Origin of the sequence: Wolbachia endosymbiont (group A) of Conops quadrifasciatus (assembly GCF_964027015.1) — a bacterium.
Taxonomy (GTDB): domain Bacteria; phylum Pseudomonadota; class Alphaproteobacteria; order Rickettsiales; family Anaplasmataceae; genus Wolbachia.
In genome coordinates this window covers 934,129-957,938 of record NZ_OZ034722.1, presented here as the reverse complement: position 1 = coordinate 957,938, position 23,810 = coordinate 934,129, and the positions used below count along the sequence as shown (strand labels likewise).

The 23,810-nt window shown below is 34.8% G+C and carries 22 protein-coding genes and 1 tRNA gene; 16 read left to right on the top strand and 7 right to left on the bottom strand.

Annotated elements, in window-relative coordinates; translation table 11 throughout:
• Positions 1-57 precede the first annotated feature (57 nt).
• The 9 genes from AAGD69_RS04960 (at position 58) to AAGD69_RS04915 (ending at position 8,699) form a co-directional block, all read left to right on the top strand.
• Positions 58-1,497: a carboxypeptidase gene (locus AAGD69_RS04960; RefSeq protein WP_341811863.1), complete on the top strand. Its 1,440-nt coding sequence runs from the start codon at positions 58-60 to the stop codon at positions 1,495-1,497.
• Positions 1,494-2,570 carry a rod shape-determining protein gene (locus tag AAGD69_RS04955; RefSeq protein ID WP_253309829.1) on the top strand — a complete coding sequence of 359 codons (1,077 nt, stop codon included), beginning with the start codon at positions 1,494-1,496 and terminating at the stop codon, positions 2,568-2,570. Before AAGD69_RS04960 ends, AAGD69_RS04955 begins: the two co-directional genes overlap by 4 nt.
• Before the next feature lie 318 nt (positions 2,571-2,888).
• Entirely contained in the window at positions 2,889-4,001 is a 1,113-nt protein-coding gene (mnmA, locus tag AAGD69_RS04945) for a tRNA 2-thiouridine(34) synthase MnmA (RefSeq protein ID WP_341811862.1), read from the top strand.
• The gene (locus AAGD69_RS04940) at positions 3,992-5,326 is read left to right on the top strand and encodes a hypothetical protein (protein ID WP_341811861.1); all 1,335 of its coding nucleotides are present in this window, start codon (positions 3,992-3,994) and stop codon (positions 5,324-5,326) included. Before mnmA ends, AAGD69_RS04940 begins: the two co-directional genes overlap by 10 nt.
• A gap of 70 nt (positions 5,327-5,396) precedes the next feature.
• Positions 5,397-5,903, top strand: a complete 507-nt coding sequence (gene ppa, locus AAGD69_RS04935; RefSeq protein WP_341811860.1) for an inorganic diphosphatase — start codon at positions 5,397-5,399, stop codon at positions 5,901-5,903.
• Positions 5,904-6,036: 133 nt separating this feature from the next.
• Positions 6,037-6,127 (top strand) — tRNA-Ser (locus AAGD69_RS04930).
• A 175-nt stretch (positions 6,128-6,302) separates the two neighbouring features.
• Entirely contained in the window at positions 6,303-7,448 is a 1,146-nt protein-coding gene (locus AAGD69_RS04925) for a SurA N-terminal domain-containing protein (RefSeq protein WP_341811859.1), read from the top strand.
• Between the two features lie 95 nt (positions 7,449-7,543).
• A complete protein-coding gene (locus AAGD69_RS04920) occupies positions 7,544-8,164 on the top strand; it encodes an oxidoreductase (protein ID WP_341811858.1) in 621 nt (206 codons plus the stop codon).
• Positions 8,148-8,699 carry a 5-formyltetrahydrofolate cyclo-ligase gene (locus AAGD69_RS04915; protein ID WP_341811857.1) on the top strand — a complete coding sequence of 184 codons (552 nt, stop codon included), beginning with the start codon at positions 8,148-8,150 and terminating at the stop codon, positions 8,697-8,699. The genes AAGD69_RS04920 and AAGD69_RS04915 overlap by 17 nt, the downstream gene beginning before the upstream one ends.
• 32 nt (positions 8,700-8,731) lie before the next feature.
• On the opposite strand, the gene AAGD69_RS04910 is transcribed toward AAGD69_RS04915, so the two are convergent.
• Positions 8,732-9,736, bottom strand: a complete 1,005-nt coding sequence (locus AAGD69_RS04910; protein ID WP_341811856.1) for a hypothetical protein — start codon at positions 9,734-9,736, stop codon at positions 8,732-8,734.
• 149 nt (positions 9,737-9,885) lie between these two features.
• On the opposite strand from AAGD69_RS04910, the gene elbB reads away from it, so the two are divergent.
• Entirely contained in the window at positions 9,886-10,581 is a 696-nt protein-coding gene (gene elbB, locus AAGD69_RS04905; protein ID WP_341811855.1) for an isoprenoid biosynthesis glyoxalase ElbB, read from the top strand.
• A 190-nt stretch (positions 10,582-10,771) separates the two neighbouring features.
• The gene (locus AAGD69_RS04900; RefSeq protein ID WP_064125016.1) at positions 10,772-11,080 is read left to right on the top strand and encodes a hypothetical protein; all 309 of its coding nucleotides are present in this window, start codon (positions 10,772-10,774) and stop codon (positions 11,078-11,080) included.
• 2 nt (positions 11,081-11,082) lie between these two features.
• Here AAGD69_RS04900 and AAGD69_RS04895 read toward each other — a convergent pair whose 3' ends face one another.
• Positions 11,083-12,708: a penicillin-binding protein 2 gene (locus tag AAGD69_RS04895; protein ID WP_341811854.1), complete on the bottom strand. Its 1,626-nt coding sequence runs from the start codon at positions 12,706-12,708 to the stop codon at positions 11,083-11,085.
• Positions 12,709-12,728: 20 nt separating this feature from the next.
• On the opposite strand from AAGD69_RS04895, the gene ispH reads away from it, so the two are divergent.
• The gene (ispH, locus tag AAGD69_RS04890; RefSeq protein WP_341812646.1) at positions 12,729-13,658 is read left to right on the top strand and encodes a 4-hydroxy-3-methylbut-2-enyl diphosphate reductase; all 930 of its coding nucleotides are present in this window, start codon (positions 12,729-12,731) and stop codon (positions 13,656-13,658) included.
• Positions 13,659-13,887: 229 nt separating this feature from the next.
• Here the strand turns inward: ispH and AAGD69_RS04885 are convergent, their stop codons facing one another.
• On the bottom strand, positions 13,888-14,865 hold the full coding sequence (locus AAGD69_RS04885) for a quinone oxidoreductase (protein ID WP_341811853.1): 978 nt from the start codon (positions 14,863-14,865) through the stop codon (positions 13,888-13,890).
• 146 nt (positions 14,866-15,011) lie between these two features.
• Between AAGD69_RS04885 and AAGD69_RS04880 the strand changes: the two genes are divergently transcribed.
• On the top strand, positions 15,012-15,404 hold the full coding sequence (locus AAGD69_RS04880; RefSeq protein ID WP_341811852.1) for a hypothetical protein: 393 nt from the start codon (positions 15,012-15,014) through the stop codon (positions 15,402-15,404).
• Between the two features lie 6 nt (positions 15,405-15,410).
• Positions 15,411-15,752: a hypothetical protein gene (locus AAGD69_RS04875; RefSeq protein ID WP_341811851.1), complete on the top strand. Its 342-nt coding sequence runs from the start codon at positions 15,411-15,413 to the stop codon at positions 15,750-15,752.
• A gap of 195 nt (positions 15,753-15,947) precedes the next feature.
• Here the strand turns inward: AAGD69_RS04875 and AAGD69_RS04870 are convergent, their stop codons facing one another.
• From AAGD69_RS04870 to rlmB, 3 genes are all read right to left on the bottom strand, one after another.
• Complete coding sequence (locus AAGD69_RS04870; protein WP_341811850.1) at positions 15,948-16,484, bottom strand: cytochrome c oxidase assembly protein; 537 nt, start codon at positions 16,482-16,484, stop codon at positions 15,948-15,950.
• Complete coding sequence (locus tag AAGD69_RS04865; protein ID WP_341811849.1) at positions 16,485-17,207, bottom strand: Bax inhibitor-1/YccA family protein; 723 nt, start codon at positions 17,205-17,207, stop codon at positions 16,485-16,487.
• Positions 17,208-17,287: 80 nt separating this feature from the next.
• Positions 17,288-18,052, bottom strand: a complete 765-nt coding sequence (gene rlmB / locus AAGD69_RS04860) for a 23S rRNA (guanosine(2251)-2'-O)-methyltransferase RlmB (protein ID WP_341811848.1) — start codon at positions 18,050-18,052, stop codon at positions 17,288-17,290.
• 92 nt (positions 18,053-18,144) lie between these two features.
• Here rlmB and AAGD69_RS04855 point away from each other — a divergent pair, with 92 nt between their 5' ends.
• Together AAGD69_RS04855 and ltrA are read left to right on the top strand one after the other, a co-directional pair.
• Entirely contained in the window at positions 18,145-18,639 is a 495-nt protein-coding gene (locus AAGD69_RS04855; protein WP_341812645.1) for a Smr/MutS family protein, read from the top strand.
• Positions 18,640-20,138: 1,499 nt separating this feature from the next.
• A complete protein-coding gene (gene ltrA, locus AAGD69_RS04850; protein WP_341811720.1) occupies positions 20,139-21,440 on the top strand; it encodes a group II intron reverse transcriptase/maturase in 1,302 nt (433 codons plus the stop codon).
• Between the two features lie 324 nt (positions 21,441-21,764).
• On the opposite strand, the gene AAGD69_RS04845 is transcribed toward ltrA, so the two are convergent.
• Positions 21,765-23,678 carry an ATP-dependent helicase gene (locus AAGD69_RS04845; RefSeq protein WP_341811847.1) on the bottom strand — a complete coding sequence of 638 codons (1,914 nt, stop codon included), beginning with the start codon at positions 23,676-23,678 and terminating at the stop codon, positions 21,765-21,767.
• Between the last annotated feature and the right edge of the window lie 132 nt (positions 23,679-23,810).

Genomic DNA, 23,810 nt, shown 5'->3' with positions numbered 1-23,810 from the left:
TTTATTATTAATCTATTACGATATTAAACAGATGTTTTCTAAAACAATGAACAAATTATGAAATCTTATAAGTTTTTAGAGGAAGTATTATATAGGGTAAAGAATATCGAAAATACGCTAAAAGTACTAAATCAAAGCCAATTGAATATAGAGGACAAAGTTGAACAAATGAGTCTTCTAGAAGAAATCAGACATGAAATTATCTCTCATGACGCAATAAAGGAATCATTAGCAGATGCTCTTGGTAACAAAAAAAGTGCAAATACTCAGCAGCTAAAGTTAATAGAGAGAATACATAAAAGCAACAGTGCTGTTCCTATTGATTTAGTAAAGTCTTTATCCAAAGCTAAGGTTGAATGCCAAAATTTATGGAAACTATCTCATTCTGAAACCAGTAACTTAGAAAAACTAAAAGAACGTTTTACTGATTTAATCACACTCATTCGCGAAGTAGCTTCTATAAAATCGCAGCAATTAAAATGCTCAAAATACGACTCACTGCTTGCTGACTATGACTCTGATATCACAGAAAAGAATATAAGGGAAGTATTCCCCAAGGTAGGCAAATTTTTTAGTGAAAATGTGGATGAAATAATTGAAAAGCAGAAAAAGGATAAGGTTACTAATATACAAAGAGTTGCTACTCAGAAGCAGATTGAACTTGGCTCGTTATGTTTACAGCAAATGGGTATTGCACTAAATGAGATTCGTACTTCTTATTACTACCCTATAGATTATGATGAATCTGATTTTTGTTATGGTTTATTTTCACTTTTACGGCATAGTGGTTATGCGATTTATCAAAAATGTTTAGCGCAAAATTCTATAAGTAGCCCAATTACGAGACATGTTATGTATGAAACTCAAGGGTTATTCATGGAAAGGATGATTGGAACATCCAGAGAATTTATTGAGTTCATTCAACCACACATAAAAGAGAAATTTGCTATAAAAGGCAAAACTAATAGCAGTGTTGAAAATTTGCACTTGGTTTTCAATGAAATAAACCTTTCCTCTTCTTTAAAGAACGCAGATGAATTTAGTCTGTTAGCTCATATTATGTTGAGAACTAGGTTAGAACAGGATATAATAAATGGTACACTGGAAGTTAAGGATCTGCACGATGTGTGGCTGGAAGGTATGAAACACTATAAAATTCCAGTAAAAGCTAAAAATGAGCTGGACACTTATTTTCAAGATGAATATTGGGCAAGCGGTGTTATGGGCTACTTTCCTATAAAAATTATTGCTTTAATTGCTGCTATGCAGATTTTCTCTTTCGTTAAAAAGAATCATTATGAATCATTAAGTGCTATAATAAAAGGAGATTTTAGTTTGCTTATCAGCTGGTTATCTCAAAATATATACAGTGCAAAGTGTGGCCTGGAACTGCTAAAAAAAGTAACAGGCAAGGGTTTAGACGTTGAGTGTGTTACTTACTACCTATCTGAAAAGTATAATTTGTCTCAACAAATGGTTTTCTTGAGTTATATATGAATTTTGTTCGAAAATTGACCGGAAAGTTTTATAGCCTTTTTACTTTCAAAGGTTTGTTTGCTAGCGATATTGCCATAGACCTTGGTACTGCAAACACTTTAGTTTATCAGAAAAATCAGGGAATAGTGCTTGATGAGCCTTCAGTTGTAGCAAGAGTAAAAGAAAAAGGAAGCTACGTTCCTTATGCTTTTGGTAAAAAAGCTAAAATGATGCTTGGAAAAACGCCTGGAGAAATAGAGGCGATAAGGCCCTTAAAGGATGGAGTTATTGCTGATTTTAAAAGTGCGGAAGAAATGCTAAAATATTTCATACGCAGTGCAAACACAAAATTCACTGTTAATAAACCTAATATTATCATATGCGTTCCATCTGGATCCACGCCAGTTGAAAGGCGTGCTATACAAGATGCAGCAGAAAGTGCTGGTGCAAATGAAGTATTTTTGATTGAAGAACCAATGGCTGCAGCAATCGGAGCTGGGCTCCCAGTTACTGAACCTGAGGGTTCTATGATCGTTGATATAGGAGGCGGTACAACTGAAGTTGCAATTATTTCTTTAGGCGGAATTGTTTATTCACGTTCTGCCAGAGTAGGTGGCGATATTATGGATGAAGCAATAAAATCGTATATTCGTGAAAATCATAAGTTATTAATCGGTGAAACAACTGCTGAAAAAATTAAGAAAAACGTAGGTTCAGCCAGTCTGCCAGGTGAAAATAACAAAGAGGGAATGATAATTAAAGGCAGGGATTTAGTGAGTGGCATGCCAAAAGAAATGCTTTTATCAGAATATCAAGTTGCAGAGAGTTTAATAGAGCCTGTACATCAGATAATTTCTGCTATTAGGACTGCACTGGAAAGCACTCCACCTGAACTTTCTTCTGATATAGTCGATAGAGGAATAATTTTATCCGGTGGTGGTGGATTATTGCGTAACTTGGGCAAAGTTATCAGTGAAACAACAAAATTACCAGTTCGTGTTGCAGATGACCCACTTTGTTGTGTTGCCTTGGGTAGTGGAAAAGTGCTTGAAAACATGGATTATTTTGGCCATGTTTTATTCAAGCAAGATTAAATTGTTTTTGAAGGTAGTTTATCGAATTGTTTTGATGGAATTATGTAATATAAATGAGATCCCAGTGTCACGCACCAAGTAATTTGAAGACAACTTCCAGCAGGAAAGGGTGTAATCCCAGTGCCCAGACACTGGGATCCAGGAAACTTGATTACAAATAAATATGCTGTTTTAATGAATTTGCATAAATAGACACTAGATTCCAGTGTCAAGCACTGGAATGACATCATCTACTATGTAAATTGCCCCCAAATCAAAACGTTTGCACAGTTGTATGTTGGAATGACACAAGATTTGCGTTTATAAATTAAGGCGATTATGCTAAAAGAATTTAAAATTGAACCTCTGCTAAAAGATAGAGCTCCGCACCAGACCAAGGCTATTGTTGCAATGTCCGGGGGAGTTGATAGCTCTGTTGCTGCAGCACTGCTATATAACTTTGGGTACCAGGTAATAGGTGTGACTCTTCAACTCTATGGCACCGACGGTAATGCTAACGCAAGAAAAGGTGCATGTTGTGCTGGACAGGATATTTACGACGCTAAGCGCGTGGCTGAAAGTGTTGGCTTTCCTCACTATATTTTAAACTATGAGGAAATATTCAAAAAGGAAGTAATAGAGGATTTTGCGAGTACCTATATGCGTGGGGAAACTCCCATACCATGCGTGAGATGTAACCAAACGGTAAAATTTCGTGATCTATTGCAAGTTACAAAAAATCTTGGTGCGGATGTGCTCGTAACAGGACATTACGTGAGAAGATTAGAAAAAAATGGTGAGGTAAAGTTGTGCAGAAGCATTGATAAAAGTAAAGATCAAAGCTATTTTCTATTTGCTACAACAAAGGAGCAGTTGAAGCTTTTGCGATTTCCACTAGGTGGGTTCTATAAAAGTGATATAAGAAAATTAGCAAAGTATTTCAGCTTACAAATTTCTGAAAAGCCGGACAGTCAAGATATATGCTTTGTTTCCGAAAGCTATAGTAAAACAATAGCTAAATTAGCTCCACAATCTGTACAGAAAGGTAAAATAGTGGATGTTAATGGAAAAGTGCTAGGCGAGCACAGTGGCATAGTAAATTTTACAGTGGGGCAAAGAAAGGGCTTGGGTATCGTACACAATGAACCTCTTTATGTGATAAAAATTAATACAGAAAATAATGAGGTTATAGTAGGTCCGATCAACGCATTAATGCAAAAAAAAATATTGATCAAGGAGTTAAATTGGTTAGAACAACCAAAGGAAGGTATGGAAGTAACTGTGAAGCTGAGATCATCACATGCGGGAAGTTTAGCAACAATACATTCAGCTGACGAAAAAAATAAAGCCTGTGTCATTTTAAACGACGATTACTTTGGCATCAGTCCAGGTCAAGCCTGTGTAGCGTATAAAGATGAGCAAGTAATTGGCGGTGGATGGATATGCTCTTAACTAAAGGCTTTAATGCAGAGTGTAAACGTACAATAATATTTATTGCTATTTTACCATGTATCCTTTATACTATAAGGGTAATTATTATACTACAGGTTTCAGCAATGGTTAAGGAAGTTGAAGAACTAATAAAAATTGTTGGTAAGGGTAATTTATTAGAGACTTTGTTTATTTTTTTAGGTGGCTTTCAACATGCTAACTTAGATCTTAGTATGGAATGCAGAAATCACATAGGTCTTTCTGCATTCATACAGAAGCAAGATGAACAATTAGATTACTATTTTAACTTAAAATTTAGTCTACAAGGGCTGTTTTTAATTTATGCTCAAGCTTATAACATTCTAAGTAAAAACAACAACCTGAATACTAAAGATGTCATAGATAAAATATATGACATTATTAAAGAGTCTGAGTTAAATAGAGATATAAATGAAGTAGTGGATGGAAGAAAATTAGATTTACTTAACATCTTAGCAAATCCAAAGAGAGAGCCAATATTTAAAACAGAAGAAGATTTTGAAAATAAAGTGCTTACTGACGTTAAAAAATTATTAAATGAAAAATCTGATAAAAAATTTTTTTTTAATAAATTTGTTATCGACTGTTACTATTCTATTCATCAAGATATAAAGGTAGATAAAGATGTGGCTTTATTGTTTTCTCTATTATATTCTTTGAGCGGTAGTTATAAAGAACCTTTGTCACCTGACAAAATAGTAAAAAGAGAAGTATTAGAGATATGTGAGAATCAGTTAATAGAGAGCTATATAATGTTCTTAGCTGGCAAACTACACATGATCGGATTATCAAGTAGAGATGGAACCATCAAATATACAATCGACCATGAGAATGTGGATCGGCAAGAGGAAGGCTTGAAAGAGCATTGTAAATTCGAATTATATCCTATAAATACAAAAAACACCCTGGAACAACTGTTAAAAAACCAGAATAGTGATGAATTTGAACAATTAGTAACGAGCCCTGATAATATATACTACTCAATGCCGCAAGAAGAGAATAAATGTAGGCCAAATTTCATTTTCAGCAAGAAAAATCATAAAAACACAGTCTGTAAACTTATTTTGGGTATGTTTGTATTATCTGTTGGGTTATATGTTGCTGATTATTTCCTTATGGAGCAAAAATTGCTCAACTCAATAAAAAATGTTTTGCCACAAGACAACCTTACTAACTTGATAGTTGGTACGGTGCTTACTATTGTAATAGTATATGCTTTATTTCAATTATCACAGAAACCACCACTTTCAACAGTCAATGGAATGACGAATGAAAATTTAGAATCGCTCCATGCAAAACAAGCTTAGAACTACATAAATGTAGCAACTTAAAAGTACATATTGTATAATGCTTATTCTTAAGTTAAGAAGGTAATTTATGGATTTAAGTAAAATAACAGCGGTACCAAATGCGGTGAATGTGGTAATTGAAATAAGTGCAAATGCTGAGCCTGTAAAGTATGAATTTAATAAAGAGCTTGGGTTGTTACAAGTTGACAGATTTTTGTCTACCTCAATGACTTATCCTTGCAATTATGGGTTTATACCAAATACCTACGCAGGTGATGGTGATCCTGTGGATGTTTTGGTGCTAACTCAATTTCCCTTAGCATCTAGTGTTTTAATATCGGTGCGTTCAATAGGCGCATTACTCACTAAAGATGAAAAAGGAGAAGATGAAAAGATATTAGCTGTGCCTGTTTCCAGTGTTGATAGCTATTATGACAATATAAAGGACTATTCTGACTTATCTAAAAATCTATTAGATAAAATTGCTCATTTCTTTTCTCATTATAAAGATCTAGAAAAGGGAAAAACGGTAGCAGTTGGAGAATGGGTTGGTGTAGAAGAAGCAAAGAAAATCATTGAAAAAAGCAGAAATTAGTTTACGTTGATTTAGCCTGGAATTACAGTTATTCGGAAAAATGTTGTTGTTTTTAATGGGTAAATATTGCAATTAAAAGCATTAGACAGGTGGTAGAGGTATTGGTATTATATAATCTTTAGGTTCTAAATTTGGAAGGGTGGCCGAGCGGCTGAAGGCGGCGGTTTGCTAAACCGTTATACGATTGAAAAGTCGTATCGAGGGTTCAAATCCCTCTCCTTCCGTATACTGTTTTAGCACGGTCTGAATTCGCTATATTGGCATGTTTTTAGCCTGTTTAGATATGTACCTGATCTTGTTGCAATGGTTTTTATTTCCGTCTTTGCTTAGATAGCTATTAAAAAGTTGGCTAGCGTTGACTCAGTATTTATTATAGAATTGGTTGTTAACCTTACTTATATGCATAAAATACTAATTTTACTGTCGATAGTGTTGCCACTTAGGTTGCTTGCAACCGAGATTGAAATTGTTGCAGATGTAAATGGTGAGCCAATTTCAAATTTAGATATCGAAAAACGCATCAACTTTATAAATTCATTGTTTGGCACTCAAAGTGTTAATCAAAAAGAAGCAAAACCTCAAATTCTTAGGGAGCTAATAGACGAAATTATCATTATCAATGAAGCGCAGAGGCTGAATATAAAATTGAGCAACGAGGAGTTAGATAATGCTATCATATTATTTTTAACACAAAGTTTTAAACTTAAGGCTAATGAAGTTGATCAATACATAAAAAAGCATAATATAGATCTTAGTATTTTAAGAAAACAAATAAAATGTCAGTTACTATGGAGCAAAATTATTGAAGTAAGAATTGTGCCATTTATTAATATAAGCGATAAAGAAGTAGATGATGTAAAAAGGCAAACAGAAAAGCCGGATTATCTTATCACGTTCCAAGAGTTTATAATTCCTGATCAAAAAGACAAGGATGTTTATGGCATAGCTGAAGATTTAGTAAAAAAATTACGTGATAGTAATAACCCGGAATCTCCAATAAAGATGCGTAAAGCAACAGTTAATTTAAGTCAGCTCAAAGATAAACTTAAGAGCGTTTTAGAAAGACTAGAAACCGGCGATATAGCAGGTCCATTCAGTTTCAGTGAAGGTTACTCTATTATAAAAGTCATAGACAAGGTACAACTTAATTATGCACTGCTGGAAAGCACTTTAAAATTAAAACAGATTGTGGTTGAGGGTTCAGAAAGTTTATTGGATAATTTTAAAGAGCAAAAGGTCAATTGTTTAAATTTTGACAAATTAGCAGATGATTTTAAGTTGCCAAACGCAAAAGAGTTTGAAATAAAAATGCGAGATTTAAATCCTGATTTACAGATTTTATTTAGTAAAACAAGTGTGAATGAAATAGTAGAATTAAGAGAAAATGGCACTGCAAAGTTAATGATGTTGTGTGATATCAAGAGTAATGCAGCGGATATAGAAGCAATTAAACAGCAGATGTACCAACAAAAGATTATGATACAAAGCAACTTGTTATTAGATGATATGCATAAAAATTCAGCTGTCAGTTATCGGTATAGTTGAAGTCAGAGAGTGTCCTTGTCTCTGTCTTTGTGTACGAAAATTACTTTGTTCTATAAAATTTCAAAAAATTTGAACAAATATAGTTAAAATAGCACATGAAGAATATAATGCTAATTGGTGGTGGAGTTGGAAATGCAGTATTATTTTCGATAGGGAAGGCGTGTCTTGAAAATAATAATAAGGTTTTGTACTTTGCTGGCTATAAGAAATTAAGTGATGTATTTAAACGAGCACTGATAGAGCGTGCATCAAATGCAGTAGTTTGGGCATGTGAAGAAGGATTGATAGAAACAAGCAGAGATCAAGATAAGTCCTTTCATGGTAATATAGTTGATGCAATAGTCTCTTATCAACAAGGAAGATTAGGTATTAATTTAAACACTATAGATAAAATTATCACTATTGGTTCTGATAAAATGATGAAAGCTGTGAATGAAGCTAGAAAAACAATTTTAAAGCCATATCTGAAGTTAAGTCACATAGCAATATCGTCAGTTAATTCTCCTATGCAGTGTATGATGAAAGAAATCTGCGCTCAGTGTGTTCAGCAACATATAAATACGGAAACAGGAGAAAGGAGTTTTGTTTATAGTTGCAGTAATCAAGACCAGGATATGGAATTTATTGACTTTGATTTTTTAAGTGAGCGCTTAAAGCAAAATAGTTTACAAGAAAAACTCACTGCGAAATGGATAGATCATGTTCAAAGATATTAAACAGCACAAAAAGGAAATAAGAGAGCAATATAGAGCTATAAGAAAAGATATTGATGAAAGTTATTCCAGTTATGCGGCAAGTTCCCTTATTAATCTCTTTAATCAGAACTTAAGTTACGTTAAAGGCAAAACAATTGCGGCTTACATTCCAATGGATGGGGAAATAAATGTTGTCCCTTTGATGTGTCATTTGCTCTATTTAGGTTATAAAGTAGCAATTCCTGATAAAAATCAGTTGCTAAGATTTGAGGGATGGAACGAAACAAATGAAGATGTAATTCCCAACACAATCATTACTCCTGTTGTTGCTTTTGATGATCATTTTAATAGATTAGGTTTTGGCGGTGGTTGGTATGATACAATGATAAAAAAATTACGGCCGCTTGGAAAAATATTTATAGGTGTAGCCTATGAGAAACAATATTGTAAAGATTTACCTGTAGAAAAACATGATCAAAAATTGGATATTATAATCACTGAGATGTGTGTTAGATGTGGAGGTGGATTGCTCAAAAAAGTGGATAGAAAGGAGTAGATCTCTATTTTTCCCATTCCCTCCCCAAGCCATCAGAGGGTTTTATTTTCTTCTGTACTCGCTTGTTCAGGACTTGGACTATCTATTTGAGAACTTGGCTCCACTTTCTGAGCTTTTTCATTAACCATTTTTTCTACCTCCTCTATTTCATCATTACCAATAGCCATAATTGCAGGTTGAAATTCGCTCATAAAATCTACAAGTTTCTCCATGTCTTCCTCATGAGTACTAGTACCCTTGCTCATAAGATTGTTCAAAAGACCAACCTTATCTTCCCCTATTAACTGTCCTATGGCTGCTAGTTGCTCTTGATTCTGAAGCATTTTTATTATTTTTATTTCATTACTAAGCATTGTTCTTTCTCCTTCATCAGCTTCAAGATTCTTTTCCATTAAATTGCTTATTAACTTTTCAAAATTATTTTCTCTTCTTTGAACCTCAGGTAATTTATCTATTAAATCCTTATATGAACTTTTCACTGCTTTTCCTGCTTCAATCGCTCCTTCTTTTATTTTTTCCTCTGCCTTTCCTATACCTATTCCTACATAACGCGCTCCAATAGCTACAAGCGCTATTAATGTAGCAAGCACAATAAGCGGAGAAAATGCTACTCCCAATACTATTCCGGTAGAAGCTATTCCAATTTTTTTATTTGCAGATGCTGATTTAAAATAATTGACTAGATTGTCCAGCGGACCTTTATTATTATTTATAACATTACTTATTGCTTGCTGATTAACAGATTTTAACGCCTCTTCTATTATTTTTGAGTCAACGTTTTTAGAAGTTAACCCTTTAAGTGCTTCTTCAATGAGTTTTATAAATAATTCTTTATTTACCTCCTTTTGCAAGCCTTGGTCATTAATTGCTAAACCTAAATCTTTGAGGTTCATCCCTCTAACTTGTTCTGATAGGGCTTCAAACAACTTCCCTTTTTCTGCCTGTGGGGACTGTGCAATGCTTTCTATTATATCTGAAATAGCTTTTCTTAGTTCTGGGTAGTCAGTGTCAAAAAACGTACTGTTTGTAGGTGCCATATTCAACTTCATCAACTATAAATATGCCTAATTATATATACTAATTATTAATTATATTATAATAAACATGAGATAATTAATATAATAACCTCTTTCCAAATATAGAATTTGTATTAAAATATCTAGATTATATGAAATTAAGGTACTTTATGGGTGAAAAAAAATTAAAAGCTGCTGTGGTTTTATCAGGATGTGGTCACCTTGACGGTGCAGAGGTAAGAGAAGCGGTTTTAAGTTTGCTTGTGCTTGATCAGCAGGAAGTGGATGTTAAATGCTTTGCACCTGATATCAATATCACACAAGTTATGAATCATAAAACAAAAGAGGCAACAAAAGAAAAAAGGAATGTACTTGTGGAAGCAGCAAGAATCGCAAGAGGCGAAATATATGACTTAAAAGAAGGCAAAGCTGAAAATTTTGACATGCTAGTTGTACCTGGTGGATACGGGGTTGCAAAAAATTTGTCTAACTTAGCTGAAAATAAAGACATGGTGACAGTAATGCCTGAATTTGAAAGATTAGTTTCAGAATTTTTTGTTACAAAAAAGCCGATAGGAGCGATATGCATATCTCCAGCCATCATTGTTTCAATTTTAAGTAGCAAGATAGGTAAAGAAGAAAGTAAGGTTAAGGTAACTATAGGAGATGACAGAGAACAGTTGATAGAGAAGCTTGGTGGTGAACACATAAAGTGTGATACAGGGTTATCAATAGAAGACGAAGAACATAATGTATTTTCCTGTTCTGCTTATATGCGTAGCGACGAAAGTATATACTCTGTATATCAAGGGATAAAGCATATGATTGACAGCATGGTAAAAAAGATTAACAAAAAAACTAAATAGCCATTCCTCTAAGATGTAGTAATTTAGACTTCCTTACACAATTAACTGTTGAATTTTACATTCCTAGCTGTATTATGGTTATATAGCTAAAGTGCTCTAGGTTTACGACTATTACTTGTTAGCGGCGTGGCGTAGGGCTGCACTAGCTATATATATTTAGCTCTTTTTTTATAAACGCAAGGTGTTTTATATGTCAGATCTTTTCTATATTGAAACTACGTGTTGTGTGGACGGTCAGTGTGATGTCTATACAGGGGAAGTGAGTTTTAATGATGTCATGTTAGGCAAGTTCAGTCTAAATTCGTGCAGCGGGAAAGAAGCTATGATAAATCTAGACGTTATTACATTCGATATTAATATCGCTATCGATGGTCAAAATGGAAAGACAATGAAAAGAAATCTTAAAGGTCTTGAATTTGTAACTAAAGATGATGGTTCTTGGTATATTAATAAGGATTTTGGCAATGATAGATTTGAAGTTATAGTAAAGCAATCATAATTTTACATCTCAGGTGTAACATTTAGTATAGGTGCTATTCTATTTATAATGTTCTTTACTATAGGCGCAGCAATTATTCCCCCGGTATGGTGTATCCCTTGAGGTTCATCAATAGCAATTAGCACTATATACCTTGGGTCAAGCATAGTTAGCACTCCTATAAATGACGCTATGTTTGCATCTTTGCTATATTTACCATCTACAACTTTTTCCGCCGATCCAGTCTTTCCCCCTATTGAATATGCCTTTATTTTTGCTTTTCTGCCAGTGCCATCTGTTACTGCTGCGCGTAATAATTTTCTCATTTTCCTGGAAGTTCTTCTTGAGATAATTTGCTCTCCTATACTTCTCTTATTCAACATCAAGGTTGCGTTATGAAATACCCCATTGTTGATTAATGCTGCTGCAGTTTGTGCAAGATGTATAGGAGTTACAGCTATGCCATAACCATAAGATGCTGTTATTAAAGTGTTTTCACTCCATTTATCCGGGATTATCGGTGTAGATTTTTCTGGTATTTCTATTTTCAAAGGAGAAAATAGCTTCATAGCTTTAAAGTATTCTACTTGTTTTTCAATACCTAATTTAACTGCAATTTTTGCTGCACCAATGTTGGATGATTTCACAAATATATCTCGCACAGTGATTTCCGGAATCTTAAATTCATGAAGATCATAAATTTTATATTTCCCAATAGTGATTGGCTTTGACACGTCATATAAATCATCAATTTTTACAACGTTTGCATCAAGCGCTGCGGCTATTGTAAAGAATTTTAATACCGACCCCATCTCATACACCCCAAGACTGGTGCGATTAAACTTTTGTACGTCTTCTGCCTTATTCTGTAGGTTGGGGTTAAAATCAGGCAGACTGACCATTGAGATGACTTCACTATTTCTCACATTTAAAACAATTCCTACTCCGCCGAGTGCCTGATATCTGCTTACAGCTTTAGTTAGCTCTTCATGCACTATGTTTTGCACTCGTGTATCTAAGGATAGTTGAATACCCTGGTAAGGTGTTATTCCAGCGCGTAATGCTGGAATCCACGTATTTTTTTTCTGGACCCCAGTGTCAGCTACTTGGGTAACAGAATGTTGTTTGTTTTTACTTATATATGCCTCAACTCCTGCAATACCGTTACCATCTATGTCAGTGTAACCAAGCACGTGTGAAAATAAATTACTGTGAGGATATATACGTTTTACATCGTTATAGAAGTTTATTCCTGGCACGCCGGCATTTTTTATTGCTAACAGTTCTTTTGGAGTCAAGTGCCGCTTTACCCAAGCAAATTTCTTTTTTGAAGTAAGTACTCTATATGAATTCTCGTATTCAAGATCATTCAAAATAGAACACAGTTGTGCTGCTATACTTTCCGGATTCTTTACTTTGGTTGCATCTGTATATAGTGATGTTGTGGGCACATTTGTTGCTATTACCACTCCATTTCTATCTAAAATATCAGGTTGTTTATATACTGTATTATCTTTTCTAAAATTTTCTGAAGTAGTAGGTTGATCAAATGTTAAAGAGAATATGCGAAAAATAATTATTATATAAAACGTAAATAATGGTACTATAAAACACAGTGAGCGGAGCTTATTTTTAAGTAATGCTTGCATATTTACTTGATTTGACAAAAATGGAAATTATCTTAGCTGAGCCGCGAGGTTTTTGTGCCGGGGTAAAAAGAGCTGTGGACATATTAGCTATTACTTTAGAAAAATACAAAAACAAGTGCCAAGTTTATGTGCTACACGAAATTGTTCACAATAAATATATAGTAGAGGACTTTAAGAGACAAGGAGTGGTTTTTGTGAACAGTATCGAGGAAATTGAAGATAATGGAGGAATACTGATCTTCAGCGCGCACGGAGTATCAAAAAATATAGAAGATAAGGCAAAAAGAAAGGGTATTCAAGTGATTGATGCAACATGTCCTTTAGTCAGCAAAGTGCATAAAGAGGCAAAAAGGTATGAAAACAGTGGTAAAGAATTAATTCTCATTGGGCATGAAAACCATCCAGAAGTTAAGGGAATTAGAGGAAGAGTAAATAATCCTATCATTTTAGTGCAAACTGTGCAGGACGTACGCAATTTAAAAGTTAAAGATCCAGATAATTTATCTTATGTTACACAAACCACGTTAAGCATCGACGATACCCGTGAAATTATTGTTGCCCTGAAGCTCAGGTTTCCAAGCATAACAGGTCCAGATTTAAAGGACATATGCTATGCAACGCAAAACAGACAAAATGCTGTTAAAAAGCTAGCTGAAATTGTAGACATGGTGTTAGTTGTAGGAAGTAAAAATAGCTCAAATTCAAACCGCTTATTAGATCTGTGCACTGCCAGAGGAAAAAGAGCCTACTTAATTGATAATTGCAGCTGTGTGAATAAAAGCTGGTTTCAGGGCGTAGAAAAGATAGGAATCACTGCAGGTGCTTCTGCTCCTGACATATTGGTTGATGAATTAATGGACTACCTAAAAGTAAACCTGAGTGTAAAAATTTCAGTTATGCCAGGTGCTATTATTGAAAATGTTCAGTTTAAAATACCGAATCTGGTTTAAAACACAACTTGTCTACTAAGCTTCTCTTGAAATTACTGGGAGCACACAAACCAGCATCTATAGCTAAGACGTCATACCGCCGCGGCGCTAACAAGTAGCGGGATGACGGTTGTTGGTAAGCCTAAGTCAGTTTAGCTATATGCTTTTAATTTCCCCAAAAGGAGAATTAAATATGTGAAGTTCTAGTTGATATGATTTAATGAATGGTTAGTTTAAATTACTAATTTATTTAAGAGATTTTGATAATATTTAACCCACTCGCTTTTCTATTTTCCATATCGCGATGAGCTTGAATTATTTCATCAAATTTATATTTTTTATTGATCCGTACAGTTAAAAGTTTTTTTCTTATCATCTCGAAGATTTCCATTGTGGTAAGCACTAATGTGAATCTATCATGCTTATAATGGTATATTGAGGTTCCAGTTGCAAATAACGAACGTGAACTAAGTAAAGAAAAACTAATAGGAGCGTTACCTGATATCTGCCCATAGGAAACGTATATGCCGAACCTGCCTAAAGATTCAAAAGAAAGCTTACTTGTAGCGTAACCTATAGGGTCATACACTGCACCTACTCCTCTGTTTTGCGTAATCTCCATAACTTTAGAAACGAAGTCTTTATCATTGTAGTTTATTGCGTATGTGCAGCCACTTTGTAAAGCTATCTTCATTTTTTCATCAGAGCTTACAGAACCTATCACTACACCTTTTTTATCCTTTGCCCATTGGCATATTATTTGTCCTAAACCACCATTAGCCCCATGAACTAGCACGAAAGCACCAGGCCTAACTTTATAAGATTGATTAACTAAATAGTGAGCTGTCATACCTTTAAACAGCACTGCAGCAGCAACTTCATCAGATATGTCATCTGGAATTTTTATCAGATATTTCTGGTGTATAATGCGCTTTTCACAATATGCCCCTGGAGGAGCTGTGCAATATCCAACTCTGTCTCCAACTTTGAATCCATCACTGATTTTTTTACCAAGTTTTTCAATAACCCCAACTGCTTCCACTCCAAGCACTGATGGTAAATTTTTAATTTTGCGTGTACCTTTTCTGTGCTCTAAATCATAACGATTTAAGCCGATATTTGTATGACGTATTAAGACTTCCTCGCCTTTTGGCTCACCTATATTCTTATCTACAAATTCTAATACTTCTGCTCCCCCAGTTTTTTTTATTTGTATAGCTCTAACCATGATGAATGTAAGATAAAAACTTTAATTATGTTATCTAACAATTAATATTTTGCAAAGTTATTGTTTCCACAATTAACAAGCTTGACTTTTTATCAAATATCTCTATATTTTAAATAAACTATTTAAACAATTAGAGAGTATAAATTATGTTAGGTGGAAGAGATAGATATATTAATAGGTATATTGCTCTTTGTAAGATATTTAAGAAAATAAGCAATAATACGAACATATGTAATGTAATAGAGCTAATAAAAGACAAATTAAAAGAAGGCACATTTAATACAAATAAAGAGTATAGTCAAAGCTGCAGTGATTTATTTGAGTTATGGAAAGCTGGAAATTTTGCAATTGACCATGAATTTCGTGTGCAAAATGATGGCAAAGATCCAGATGCCAGAAAACTCTTAGATATAGCTATCAACTCTGAATACCTTAGCGTGGCAGAAGCTTTAGTAAGAGCTGGAGCGGACATTAAGCCAAGAGATGAATTTACCTATCTACATGTAGCTTTTTTCTTATCATCTCCAGAACTTTTTTAGGCTCTCATGGAGAGAAAAATAATCATTACCTCTAGTGAGCAAGCATGTGCCATTTTAGAAGGTTTTACTAACTTTTCCCTCGACCAATTTTCACCAAATAAGAAGAATGCTAAAAGAGCTGAAAGTCAGATAAAATGTGTCAAGATGCTGATTGATTACATATTAGAACAAAATCCTGACAAAAAAATGCCAGATTCTGTAAAAAATAATAAGGAATTGGCTAAGTACTGGGATGCTTGTGAAGTAAATAATGAAGGATGGGAATTGATTGATTTAGCAACACCAAGCACTGAGACACAAGTAGTCAGTGCGCAAAAAGCAAATAAGAGCTCTTGCTCAATTCAATAGATCTGTTGCATAACTATTATTTAAATAACAACGCACTCCTTCTATAGCTGACCCAAGCAACACATCATACCGCCGCGGATAGATTCCGCTAACGGGTAGCGGAATGACGAATTTGTCGTTTTTCAAATTGTCGGTAAATCTAAGTCAGGTTAGCTATAGCTCACGCTGCCTTGGATGACAATAGGAAAAAGTTTGTTACTTAAGCTTAAAAAACGTGTATGATAGCGTTATTTCACTTAAATCTTTTGTATTACTATCAAGCATTATCTCAGGATCTATATAGAAAGATACGGGCATAGCTGCTTTTTGTTTTGGTAGCAACATTTGTTCTTCAAAACAAAAGCATGCAACTTTATTAAAATACTTACCTGCTTTGAAAGGCGTAACGTTATATACTGCCATGCCAAATGAAGGCTGATCAGATAGATTTTTTGTGTAATAAAATGCTAAACTTTGTTCTCCTATGTTTACGTCAACGTAGTTAGTTTCTGATTTAAATTCCCAAGGTAGATCGGACATTATATCAGCATTGAAGTGGACCCTGATTTTTTGGTCAGTTGCACTTATTGTTGCATTAGTTACTTTTCTTGTTGTGCCACCATACCCGGTAGCTTTACAGAAAATGCTATATAGTGGCACCGATGCATATGCAAGACATAGCATCAACACGACTAAAGATATTAAAAAGAAAACTATAGAATTCTTACTACCTTTCCTTAAAAAGGAAAACATCTAGTCCCTATTATTGAACAAGTTAAGTAACCTGAGTAGATTGAGAAATATGTTAATAAAGTTAAAATAAAGATCAGTTGCACCCAGTATTGCCAATTTAGTAGTGGCAACTTCTGAGCCATCATTATATCTATAATAAACGTCTTTGATTCTCTGAGCATCATATGCAGTCATTAAGGTAAAGACTATTACTGATATGAACGATATTGCAAAATAGAGAGGACTGCTTCTAAGGAATAAATTTACTATGAGTGCAATGATTAACCCCAAGACTCCCATCATCAAGAAAGATCCCATACTTGTAAGATCTCTTTTTGTGGTATTACCATATAAAGCCATAGAGCCAAACATGATCGATGTAATGAAAAACGCCCTTGCTATATTTTCTGCAGTGTAAATTACAAAAATATAAGATGAGGAGAGTCCCATTAATACTGAGAAAAGAAAAAATATAGTAACTGTGGACTGAGCACTTAAGTGTTGAAGTTTATAATACATGTAAAACACCAGCGCAAAAGGAGATAGCATTACTACAAATCGCAGCACAGGATTATAATGAATTACCTGAAAAAGACCAGAAAATACCGTTAGAAATGCAACAAACCCTGTAACGCCCAAAGCTAAAGCCATGTAGTTATATACTTTAGTGAGGTAACTTCTGAGCCCAGCGCTATAATAAACGCCCTGAGAGCGGATATCCTGTTCATTTCTCATGTAAGACATAAATATAACTCCTTTTATCGATTATTTAACACATTATAATATAAAACCACATTTCTATCAAGTATTTTTATTATAAACAGCTATGCGCTGGCATTTGTTTTAACATAAATAGAATATAGGCCTATTGCTGCTGCATTTGAAACATTTAAACTGTTAATTGCATTTGACATTGGTATTTTTAAAAGATAATCACAATTTTCTTTAACTAACCTCCGCATTCCTTTCTCTTCAGAACCAAAAATAATTACTCTTTTTTTCTCAAAGCTCTTTATTTCATCTATATTTTCTTTAGCATTGCAATCAAACCCGTAACACCAGTAGCCGACCTTTTTTAAATACTGCATAGTTTTTACTATATTTGTAACGTATATTAGCGGAACAATATCCAATGCTCCACTTGCTGCTTTTGCAATAGATGCATTTTCGCCAGGTGAATGATTATGTGGTAAAACCAATGCGTTGACATTAAAACAAGCTGAAGTTCTTAAAATTGATCCAATATTGTGCGTGTCAGTGACTTGATCTAAAATGACTATAGTAGAGCTGTCGTTTGAGCTTTCAGCTACTTCTTCGATGCTTAAGTTATAAAGAATAGGGGCAACATTTAAAGCAATTCCTTGATGGTTAGCACCTTTAGATAAAACGTCATTAAGTATTTTGTTTTCTACTAATCGAACTTTAATGCCCTTACTATTTACACATTGCCTAATTTCTTTTTCATGTTCTCTATAGAAATTTTCTGTTACTAACAGTTCTATACATCGCCTATTTTTATTCTTCAGTGCTGACGTGCAGGTGTGTTTTCCATACAGCCAAAAATTCTCATTAGTTTTTGACGATTTCATCGTATTATCGAAAATCGGGTTTTTATAGAATAAGCAACATTTTACTATGTTTGGATATTGTTGTAAAATTATACAATTCGATTAATGCGTTTATGTCGGACGATGAGTTGGATTGGCAAAAAAATGTTAAGCCAATAGAATGTGGAAAAGTTACTTTGAAAGTTGATCATAAAGTAAATATAAAGTCTATGGTTGATAAAGGTACCTCCGACTTACAAAGGAATTTTCTTAATACCAATAATGGTAACTCATCATTTTGTCTTGACCAAAACACAAAATCAAAAGTTGATAGGGGTAAATATTTTATAAGCGATAAGCTCGATTTGCACGGCTATAGTATAGAGGATGCTTACTGTAAATTGATAGATTTTATTATCAAAAATTATCGAGCAGGAAATAGATGTTTATTGGTAATTACGGGATACGGCAGTGCAACAAATAAAACAGACACTATAAAGAATAACTTAAATAAGTGGTTAAATGATACTAAAATCCAGCATATGGTTCTATACTACCAGCAAGCTACGAAAAAACATGGTGGTAAAGGGGCTTTTTATGTTTTATTAAGAAGGCTTAGGCCCTATTAGCTGCTTAAGTTTCCTTTTAAGCCTTAATTTTTCTTGTATAGCCATATAAAAACCAGTGTTCGGCAGCGCGTTACGCACAATTGTACAAACATTGTAGCCGTTATTCAAGTAGCTCATAGAAACGGATTAAACGAAAAACTTCCTTAACAAACTCCGCCAGCCCCCTTATTATGATAATAAGGGTATTTATGACTCAAAACTTGTTTTTGACCTGCAGGCTCAATGACAAAATTCAGTAAAAAACTCAGGGTATTTTTTGGCGGATTACATAAAATTATAGCGGCTGCATGTCTTTTAAATTTTTTCTACATTCAGCCAAATCGAGCTTATTTTAAGCGTTAGCACATTATTACAGCGCCAGTTTAAATTATTATAGGGTCAAAACTCGCACCACGGGGCTTCTTTTGCCTTTTTTTCCGTTTGGTAAATTTCTTAATGTTTGTAGCTAAAGCAATTTAAGAGACCGAAAATGGTGTCATTCCAGCGCGTGACGCTGGAATCTAGTCTTTATTATGCAGCCACTTATTTAAAGTTAAGTTTTCTGGATCCAAGTAGTCAGGGCACTGGGATGACACCTTGACGATTTGAAGAATCGTCATCCCTCTACGTGTTAGCGGATGAGATACCGCGGCGGTATGACGTAGGGGTTGCCGAGAACTTGTCATTCCAGTGCTTGACACTGGAATCTAGTTCTTATTGTACATTTACTTGATGTAGAGTTAAGTTTCCTGGATCCCAGTGTCTGGGCACTGGGATGACATCATAGGGGCGCTGGGATGACACCCTGACAATCGTCATTCCGCTACTTGTTAGCGGGATCTAGAGATACCGCGGCGGTATGAAAGCGTTAGCTATACTTTTATACTCACCAACTCAGCATCCAATCAAGTAGTCAAAGCACTCGGATCTGGTGGACTCAAATCACAATGTTCATACAGTTATGCTGTGCCCTATGGTGTGATGTTCTACGAGTATAGCTACTTGGGTGACAGGAGGTAATGCAAGGTGCGCCAAGAAGTGCGTAAGGAACAGTTGGTGAAAATCTAACTCAGGTAAAGCCTAGCCAGCAATCTGGAACGAACTATTATGCTACGTAAGGTAACAAGCGTAGTAGGGCTAATAGAAGGGACAATATAGGATGCAACGAAAGTGAAGGTATTGAGTCCCGAAATTTTTGACGATATGAAGGTTGACGCTCTCTTGCAGGCGGAAGACAAAATAAGTGATAACGAAAAGGCAAGATATCACTTGCTCCATCGGGATCTAAGGCCGTGTCATGTGTTGAGATGGAACTTACGTGAACTTGGGAGATCCTTTGTATTCCCAATAGGGTACTCTAGAACAAGTCAATAAAGGCGAGGACTGGGGAAAGATACGAAGGAAGTCGGACTAACTGATAGTACTCAGAGTGTGGGAAAGCCACATACAAGGGGAAGCGGTTAGCAATATAGTAACTGGTATAGGGATTGCTATACAAATACAACAGAGATTGGAGGAATATGCAAGGAAAACTAGACCAGATAGTAGAAAGAGCGAAGCGAGATAAACGATTGAAATTCACATCGTTAGTGCATCTGATAAATGCAGAGAATCTTGCAGAGTGCTATAAGGAACTAAAACGAAACAAGGCTTGCGGTATAGACCAGGTAACAGTGGAAACTTACGGAGAAAATCTTGAAGAGAAGCTTAGAACTCTAGTGGATAGCATGAAGAAAAAGCAGTATCAACCGCAACCGGTGAAAAGGGTATATATACCAAAAACTGGGAGCAAAGAGAAACGCGGGCTCGGAATACCATCAACAGAAGATAAGTTGGTACAGATAATGTTAAAGAAGATACTAGAAAGTATTTATGAAACAAATTTTCTGGACAACTCTTATGGATTTCAACCAGGAAGAAGCTGTCATCAAGCGGTCAAAACACTGAATAAAGCAGTTATGGACAAACCAATTAATTACATTGTAGAAGTGGATATCAAGAAGTTCTATGATAATATTCAGCATAAATGGCTAATGAGATGTCTGAGAGAGAGGATAACAGACCCCAACTTATTGTGGTTAGTAAAACGGTTTCTCAAGGCAGGAATAGTTGAAGCTGGACATTATGAAGCAACCGAACAAGGTACACCACAAGGCGGTATAGTAAGCCCAATATTAGCTAAAATATACCTACATTATGTATTGGATTTGTGGTTTGAAAAGAAATTTAAACCTAGATCCAGAGTGAGTATGCAGCTAATAAGGTTTTGCGACGATTTTGTAGTGTGCTGCGAAAAGGAAGAAGATGCGAAAGAGTTCTTGGAATTGCTGAAACAAAGATTAAGAAAATTTGGATTGGAAATATCTGAAAACAAAACAAGAATAGTAAAGTTTGGCAAGAGAGAATGGTATCAAGCAGAAAGAGAGAAACGAAGAAAGAATAGCTTCAAATTTCTTGGATTTACCCATTATTGTGGAAAGAGTCGTAATGGTAGACTAATGATAAAACAGAAAACTGTAAAAACAAGTCTAGCCAGAAAGATTAAAGAAATCAAAGAATGGATGAAGAGAATTCGAAATCACGATCGTCTTAAAGAATGGTGGCAGAAACTCAAAACTAAACTAACAGGACACTATAGCTATTTCGGAATTAGCGGAAATTATCGATGTTTAAGTCAATTCTATCGATCGATAACAAGGCTAGCATTTAAGTGGATAAACCGACGTAGTCAAAAGAGAAGTATGAAGTGGGAGCAATTCAACCATTACTTACTAGTCAATCCACTACCAAAGCCAAAAATACACTATTCTTTATATACATGAGAGCGAATGCTATGAATGCTATTATTGTGGAGCCGTGTGCGGGAAAGCTGCATGCAAGGTTCTTGTGGGGAAGTTATAAGAACAAAACTCAAACAAGAGGTATAGGACTATGACTTCTACCGAACAAAATATTAATAATTATACACTATTATTAACAATTATTCAACCATATTTTTGAAGATAGCTAGTTTCTGTATTTATTTTAAATTGAAGAAAGCTCAAATGAAAGATCGTGCTTTGCTAAAAATCACAGAATGCAGTCTGGTTACACATATAGTTGAAGTAATTCAGATTTGTAAGATATGTTTATCTGCAGTTATAGCTTCAACAGTAGGCGTTACTCTTGATTACCTCAACATTTTCTCTTGGTAATTCTTTAATGAACCGAGAAGTGCGCATCGGTTGCCACTGGTTGTTAATTTCCCTCCTATCTGCACATGAAATGATTAACCTTTCCTTTGCCCTGGTTATGCCAACATATGCAAGTCTCCTTTCTTCTTCTAAAGCTTTACCACTTTTATCTTCAAAAGATCTTTGATGAGGAAATAATCCCTCTTCCCAACCAGGTAGAAACACGCACGGGAATTCAAGTCCTTTGGCTGCATGAAGAGTCATAACATATACGGTGTCATCGTTATTCATATTATCCACTTCCATCACTAGACTTATATGCTCCAAGAAAGTTGTGGCATTATCGAAATTTTTTAAAGATGAGATTAGCTCCTTGACATTTTCTATTCGTGCTAAGCCTGTTACCTCCTCATTTTCAAGCATTTCAATATACCCTGATTGGTTTGATACGATTTTAACGAATTCATGCAGTGGTTTTACGCTTACTATTTCTTCCCAAGCTTTAATTTTATTTAAAAAATCATTTAGTGAGAGTTTAATTCTTTCGGTTACTTGATTACTATTAACTAATATTTTTGCTGCCTCAAAAAAAGAAATTTTGTTATCCTGAGCAGTCGTGTATATTTTCTTTAGAGTTGTAGCTCCTATGCTTCTTTTTGGCCGATTTACGATCCTTTCGAAAGCTAAGTCATCGTTATTGTTTGTAACGAGTCTTAAATATGCAATTATATCCCTGACTTCCTGACGTTCGTAGAATTTTACGCCACTTATAATCTTGTAGAGAATTGAATATTTTATAAAATACTCTTCGAGAACTCTAGTTTGAAAAGTGGCCCTTACCAGCACTGCAATGTCACTAAATCTGTGTTTATTGCGCTTTAATATCTGTTCGCTTATGAACCTTGCTTCAGCTTTTCCGTCCCACAATTTTATTAGATTTACCTTTTCCCCTTCAACGTTTGTTGTCCACAATTTTTTTTCTAAGCGAGTCTTATTGTGATTGATAACATATGACGCAGTTGCAAGTATGTGGGATGTTGACCTGTAGTTACACTCTAGTTTAACGGTTCTTGCATTTTTAAAATCATCGGAGAACTTCAAAATATTTTCAACTTCTGCACCACGCCAACTATATATCGACTGGTCATCATCTCCTACACAGCAAATATTTGAATTCTCTTTTGCAAGGTATTTTAGCCAAAGATATTGTATTGCATTTGTATCTTGATACTCATCTACCATGACATACTTAAACTTCTTTTGGTAGTAGGACAGAACTTCGGTCTTTTGATTAAAGAGTTGTATGTTATATAGCAATAAGTCACCAAAATCGACAGAGTTAAGGAATTTTAACCTTTCCTGATACTGGTGATAGACTTTGAGTGCAGTTACGTACACTGGCCTAAATGATTGAATATCTTCCACTTCAGATGGCAATAAGCACTTCTCTTTCCATTGCTGAATAATATTCATAATGGTCTTACATTTTTCTGATAGGTAATCAGGGCTGATTTCATTCATGATGTTTTTTATTACCTGTAATTGGTCATCCATACCAATAATTGTAAAATTGGGGTTTAAGCCTACAATTTCTGCATGCAGGCGCAAAATTTTTGCTGCAATTGCATGGAAAGTGCCAAGCCATGGTATGTTTGTGCCCGTTAGCTCAAGTACCCTTGATACCATCTCATTTGCTGCTTTATTTGTAAATGTAACTGCTAATATCTCATCAGAATAAGCGTGACCGTTTCTAATTATGTGTGCTATTCTTGAAGTAATCGTTCTTGTTTTTCCGGTTCCGGCTCCTGCCAGTATCAAAACTGGTCCATCTATGTTAGTTACAGCTGATTGTTGTTCTGGATTTAGCAGTGAGAGATAATCGTTCATTTGCAGCCCTATAGATTATAACTTCGTAAAGTTAAACCTATGATCAAAAGATTGTAAAGGTTTTATTGAATAGAACAGTTAAAGAATGTCCTAGGTGTATGGTCCCACCATACCAATTTATTGTACTAATTC

Excerpts from the sequence above, each read along its gene's own strand:
- AAGD69_RS04960 (WP_341811863.1), top strand. The coding sequence starts at position 58 with ATGAAATCTTATAAGTTTTTAGAGGAAGTATTATATAGGGTAAAGAAT.
- AAGD69_RS04955 (WP_253309829.1), top strand. The coding sequence starts at position 1,494 with ATGAATTTTGTTCGAAAATTGACCGGAAAGTTTTATAGCCTTTTTACT.
- mnmA (WP_341811862.1), top strand. The coding sequence starts at position 2,889 with ATGCTAAAAGAATTTAAAATTGAACCTCTGCTAAAAGATAGAGCTCCG.
- AAGD69_RS04940 (WP_341811861.1), top strand. The coding sequence starts at position 3,992 with ATGCTCTTAACTAAAGGCTTTAATGCAGAGTGTAAACGTACAATAATA.
- ppa (WP_341811860.1), top strand. The coding sequence starts at position 5,397 with ATGGATTTAAGTAAAATAACAGCGGTACCAAATGCGGTGAATGTGGTA.
- AAGD69_RS04925 (WP_341811859.1), top strand. The coding sequence starts at position 6,303 with ATGCATAAAATACTAATTTTACTGTCGATAGTGTTGCCACTTAGGTTG.
- AAGD69_RS04920 (WP_341811858.1), top strand. The coding sequence starts at position 7,544 with ATGAAGAATATAATGCTAATTGGTGGTGGAGTTGGAAATGCAGTATTA.
- AAGD69_RS04915 (WP_341811857.1), top strand. The coding sequence starts at position 8,148 with ATGTTCAAAGATATTAAACAGCACAAAAAGGAAATAAGAGAGCAATAT.
- AAGD69_RS04910 (WP_341811856.1), bottom strand. The coding sequence starts at position 9,736 with ATGGCACCTACAAACAGTACGTTTTTTGACACTGACTACCCAGAACTA.
- elbB (WP_341811855.1), top strand. The coding sequence starts at position 9,886 with ATGGGTGAAAAAAAATTAAAAGCTGCTGTGGTTTTATCAGGATGTGGT.
- AAGD69_RS04900 (WP_064125016.1), top strand. The coding sequence starts at position 10,772 with ATGTCAGATCTTTTCTATATTGAAACTACGTGTTGTGTGGACGGTCAG.
- AAGD69_RS04895 (WP_341811854.1), bottom strand. The coding sequence starts at position 12,708 with ATGCAAGCATTACTTAAAAATAAGCTCCGCTCACTGTGTTTTATAGTA.
- ispH (WP_341812646.1), top strand. The coding sequence starts at position 12,729 with ATGGAAATTATCTTAGCTGAGCCGCGAGGTTTTTGTGCCGGGGTAAAA.
- AAGD69_RS04885 (WP_341811853.1), bottom strand. The coding sequence starts at position 14,865 with ATGGTTAGAGCTATACAAATAAAAAAAACTGGGGGAGCAGAAGTATTA.
- AAGD69_RS04880 (WP_341811852.1), top strand. The coding sequence starts at position 15,012 with ATGTTAGGTGGAAGAGATAGATATATTAATAGGTATATTGCTCTTTGT.
- AAGD69_RS04875 (WP_341811851.1), top strand. The coding sequence starts at position 15,411 with ATGGAGAGAAAAATAATCATTACCTCTAGTGAGCAAGCATGTGCCATT.
- AAGD69_RS04870 (WP_341811850.1), bottom strand. The coding sequence starts at position 16,484 with ATGTTTTCCTTTTTAAGGAAAGGTAGTAAGAATTCTATAGTTTTCTTT.
- AAGD69_RS04865 (WP_341811849.1), bottom strand. The coding sequence starts at position 17,207 with ATGTCTTACATGAGAAATGAACAGGATATCCGCTCTCAGGGCGTTTAT.
- rlmB (WP_341811848.1), bottom strand. The coding sequence starts at position 18,052 with ATGAAATCGTCAAAAACTAATGAGAATTTTTGGCTGTATGGAAAACAC.
- AAGD69_RS04855 (WP_341812645.1), top strand. The coding sequence starts at position 18,145 with ATGTCGGACGATGAGTTGGATTGGCAAAAAAATGTTAAGCCAATAGAA.
- ltrA (WP_341811720.1), top strand. The coding sequence starts at position 20,139 with ATGCAAGGAAAACTAGACCAGATAGTAGAAAGAGCGAAGCGAGATAAA.
- AAGD69_RS04845 (WP_341811847.1), bottom strand. The coding sequence starts at position 23,678 with ATGAACGATTATCTCTCACTGCTAAATCCAGAACAACAATCAGCTGTA.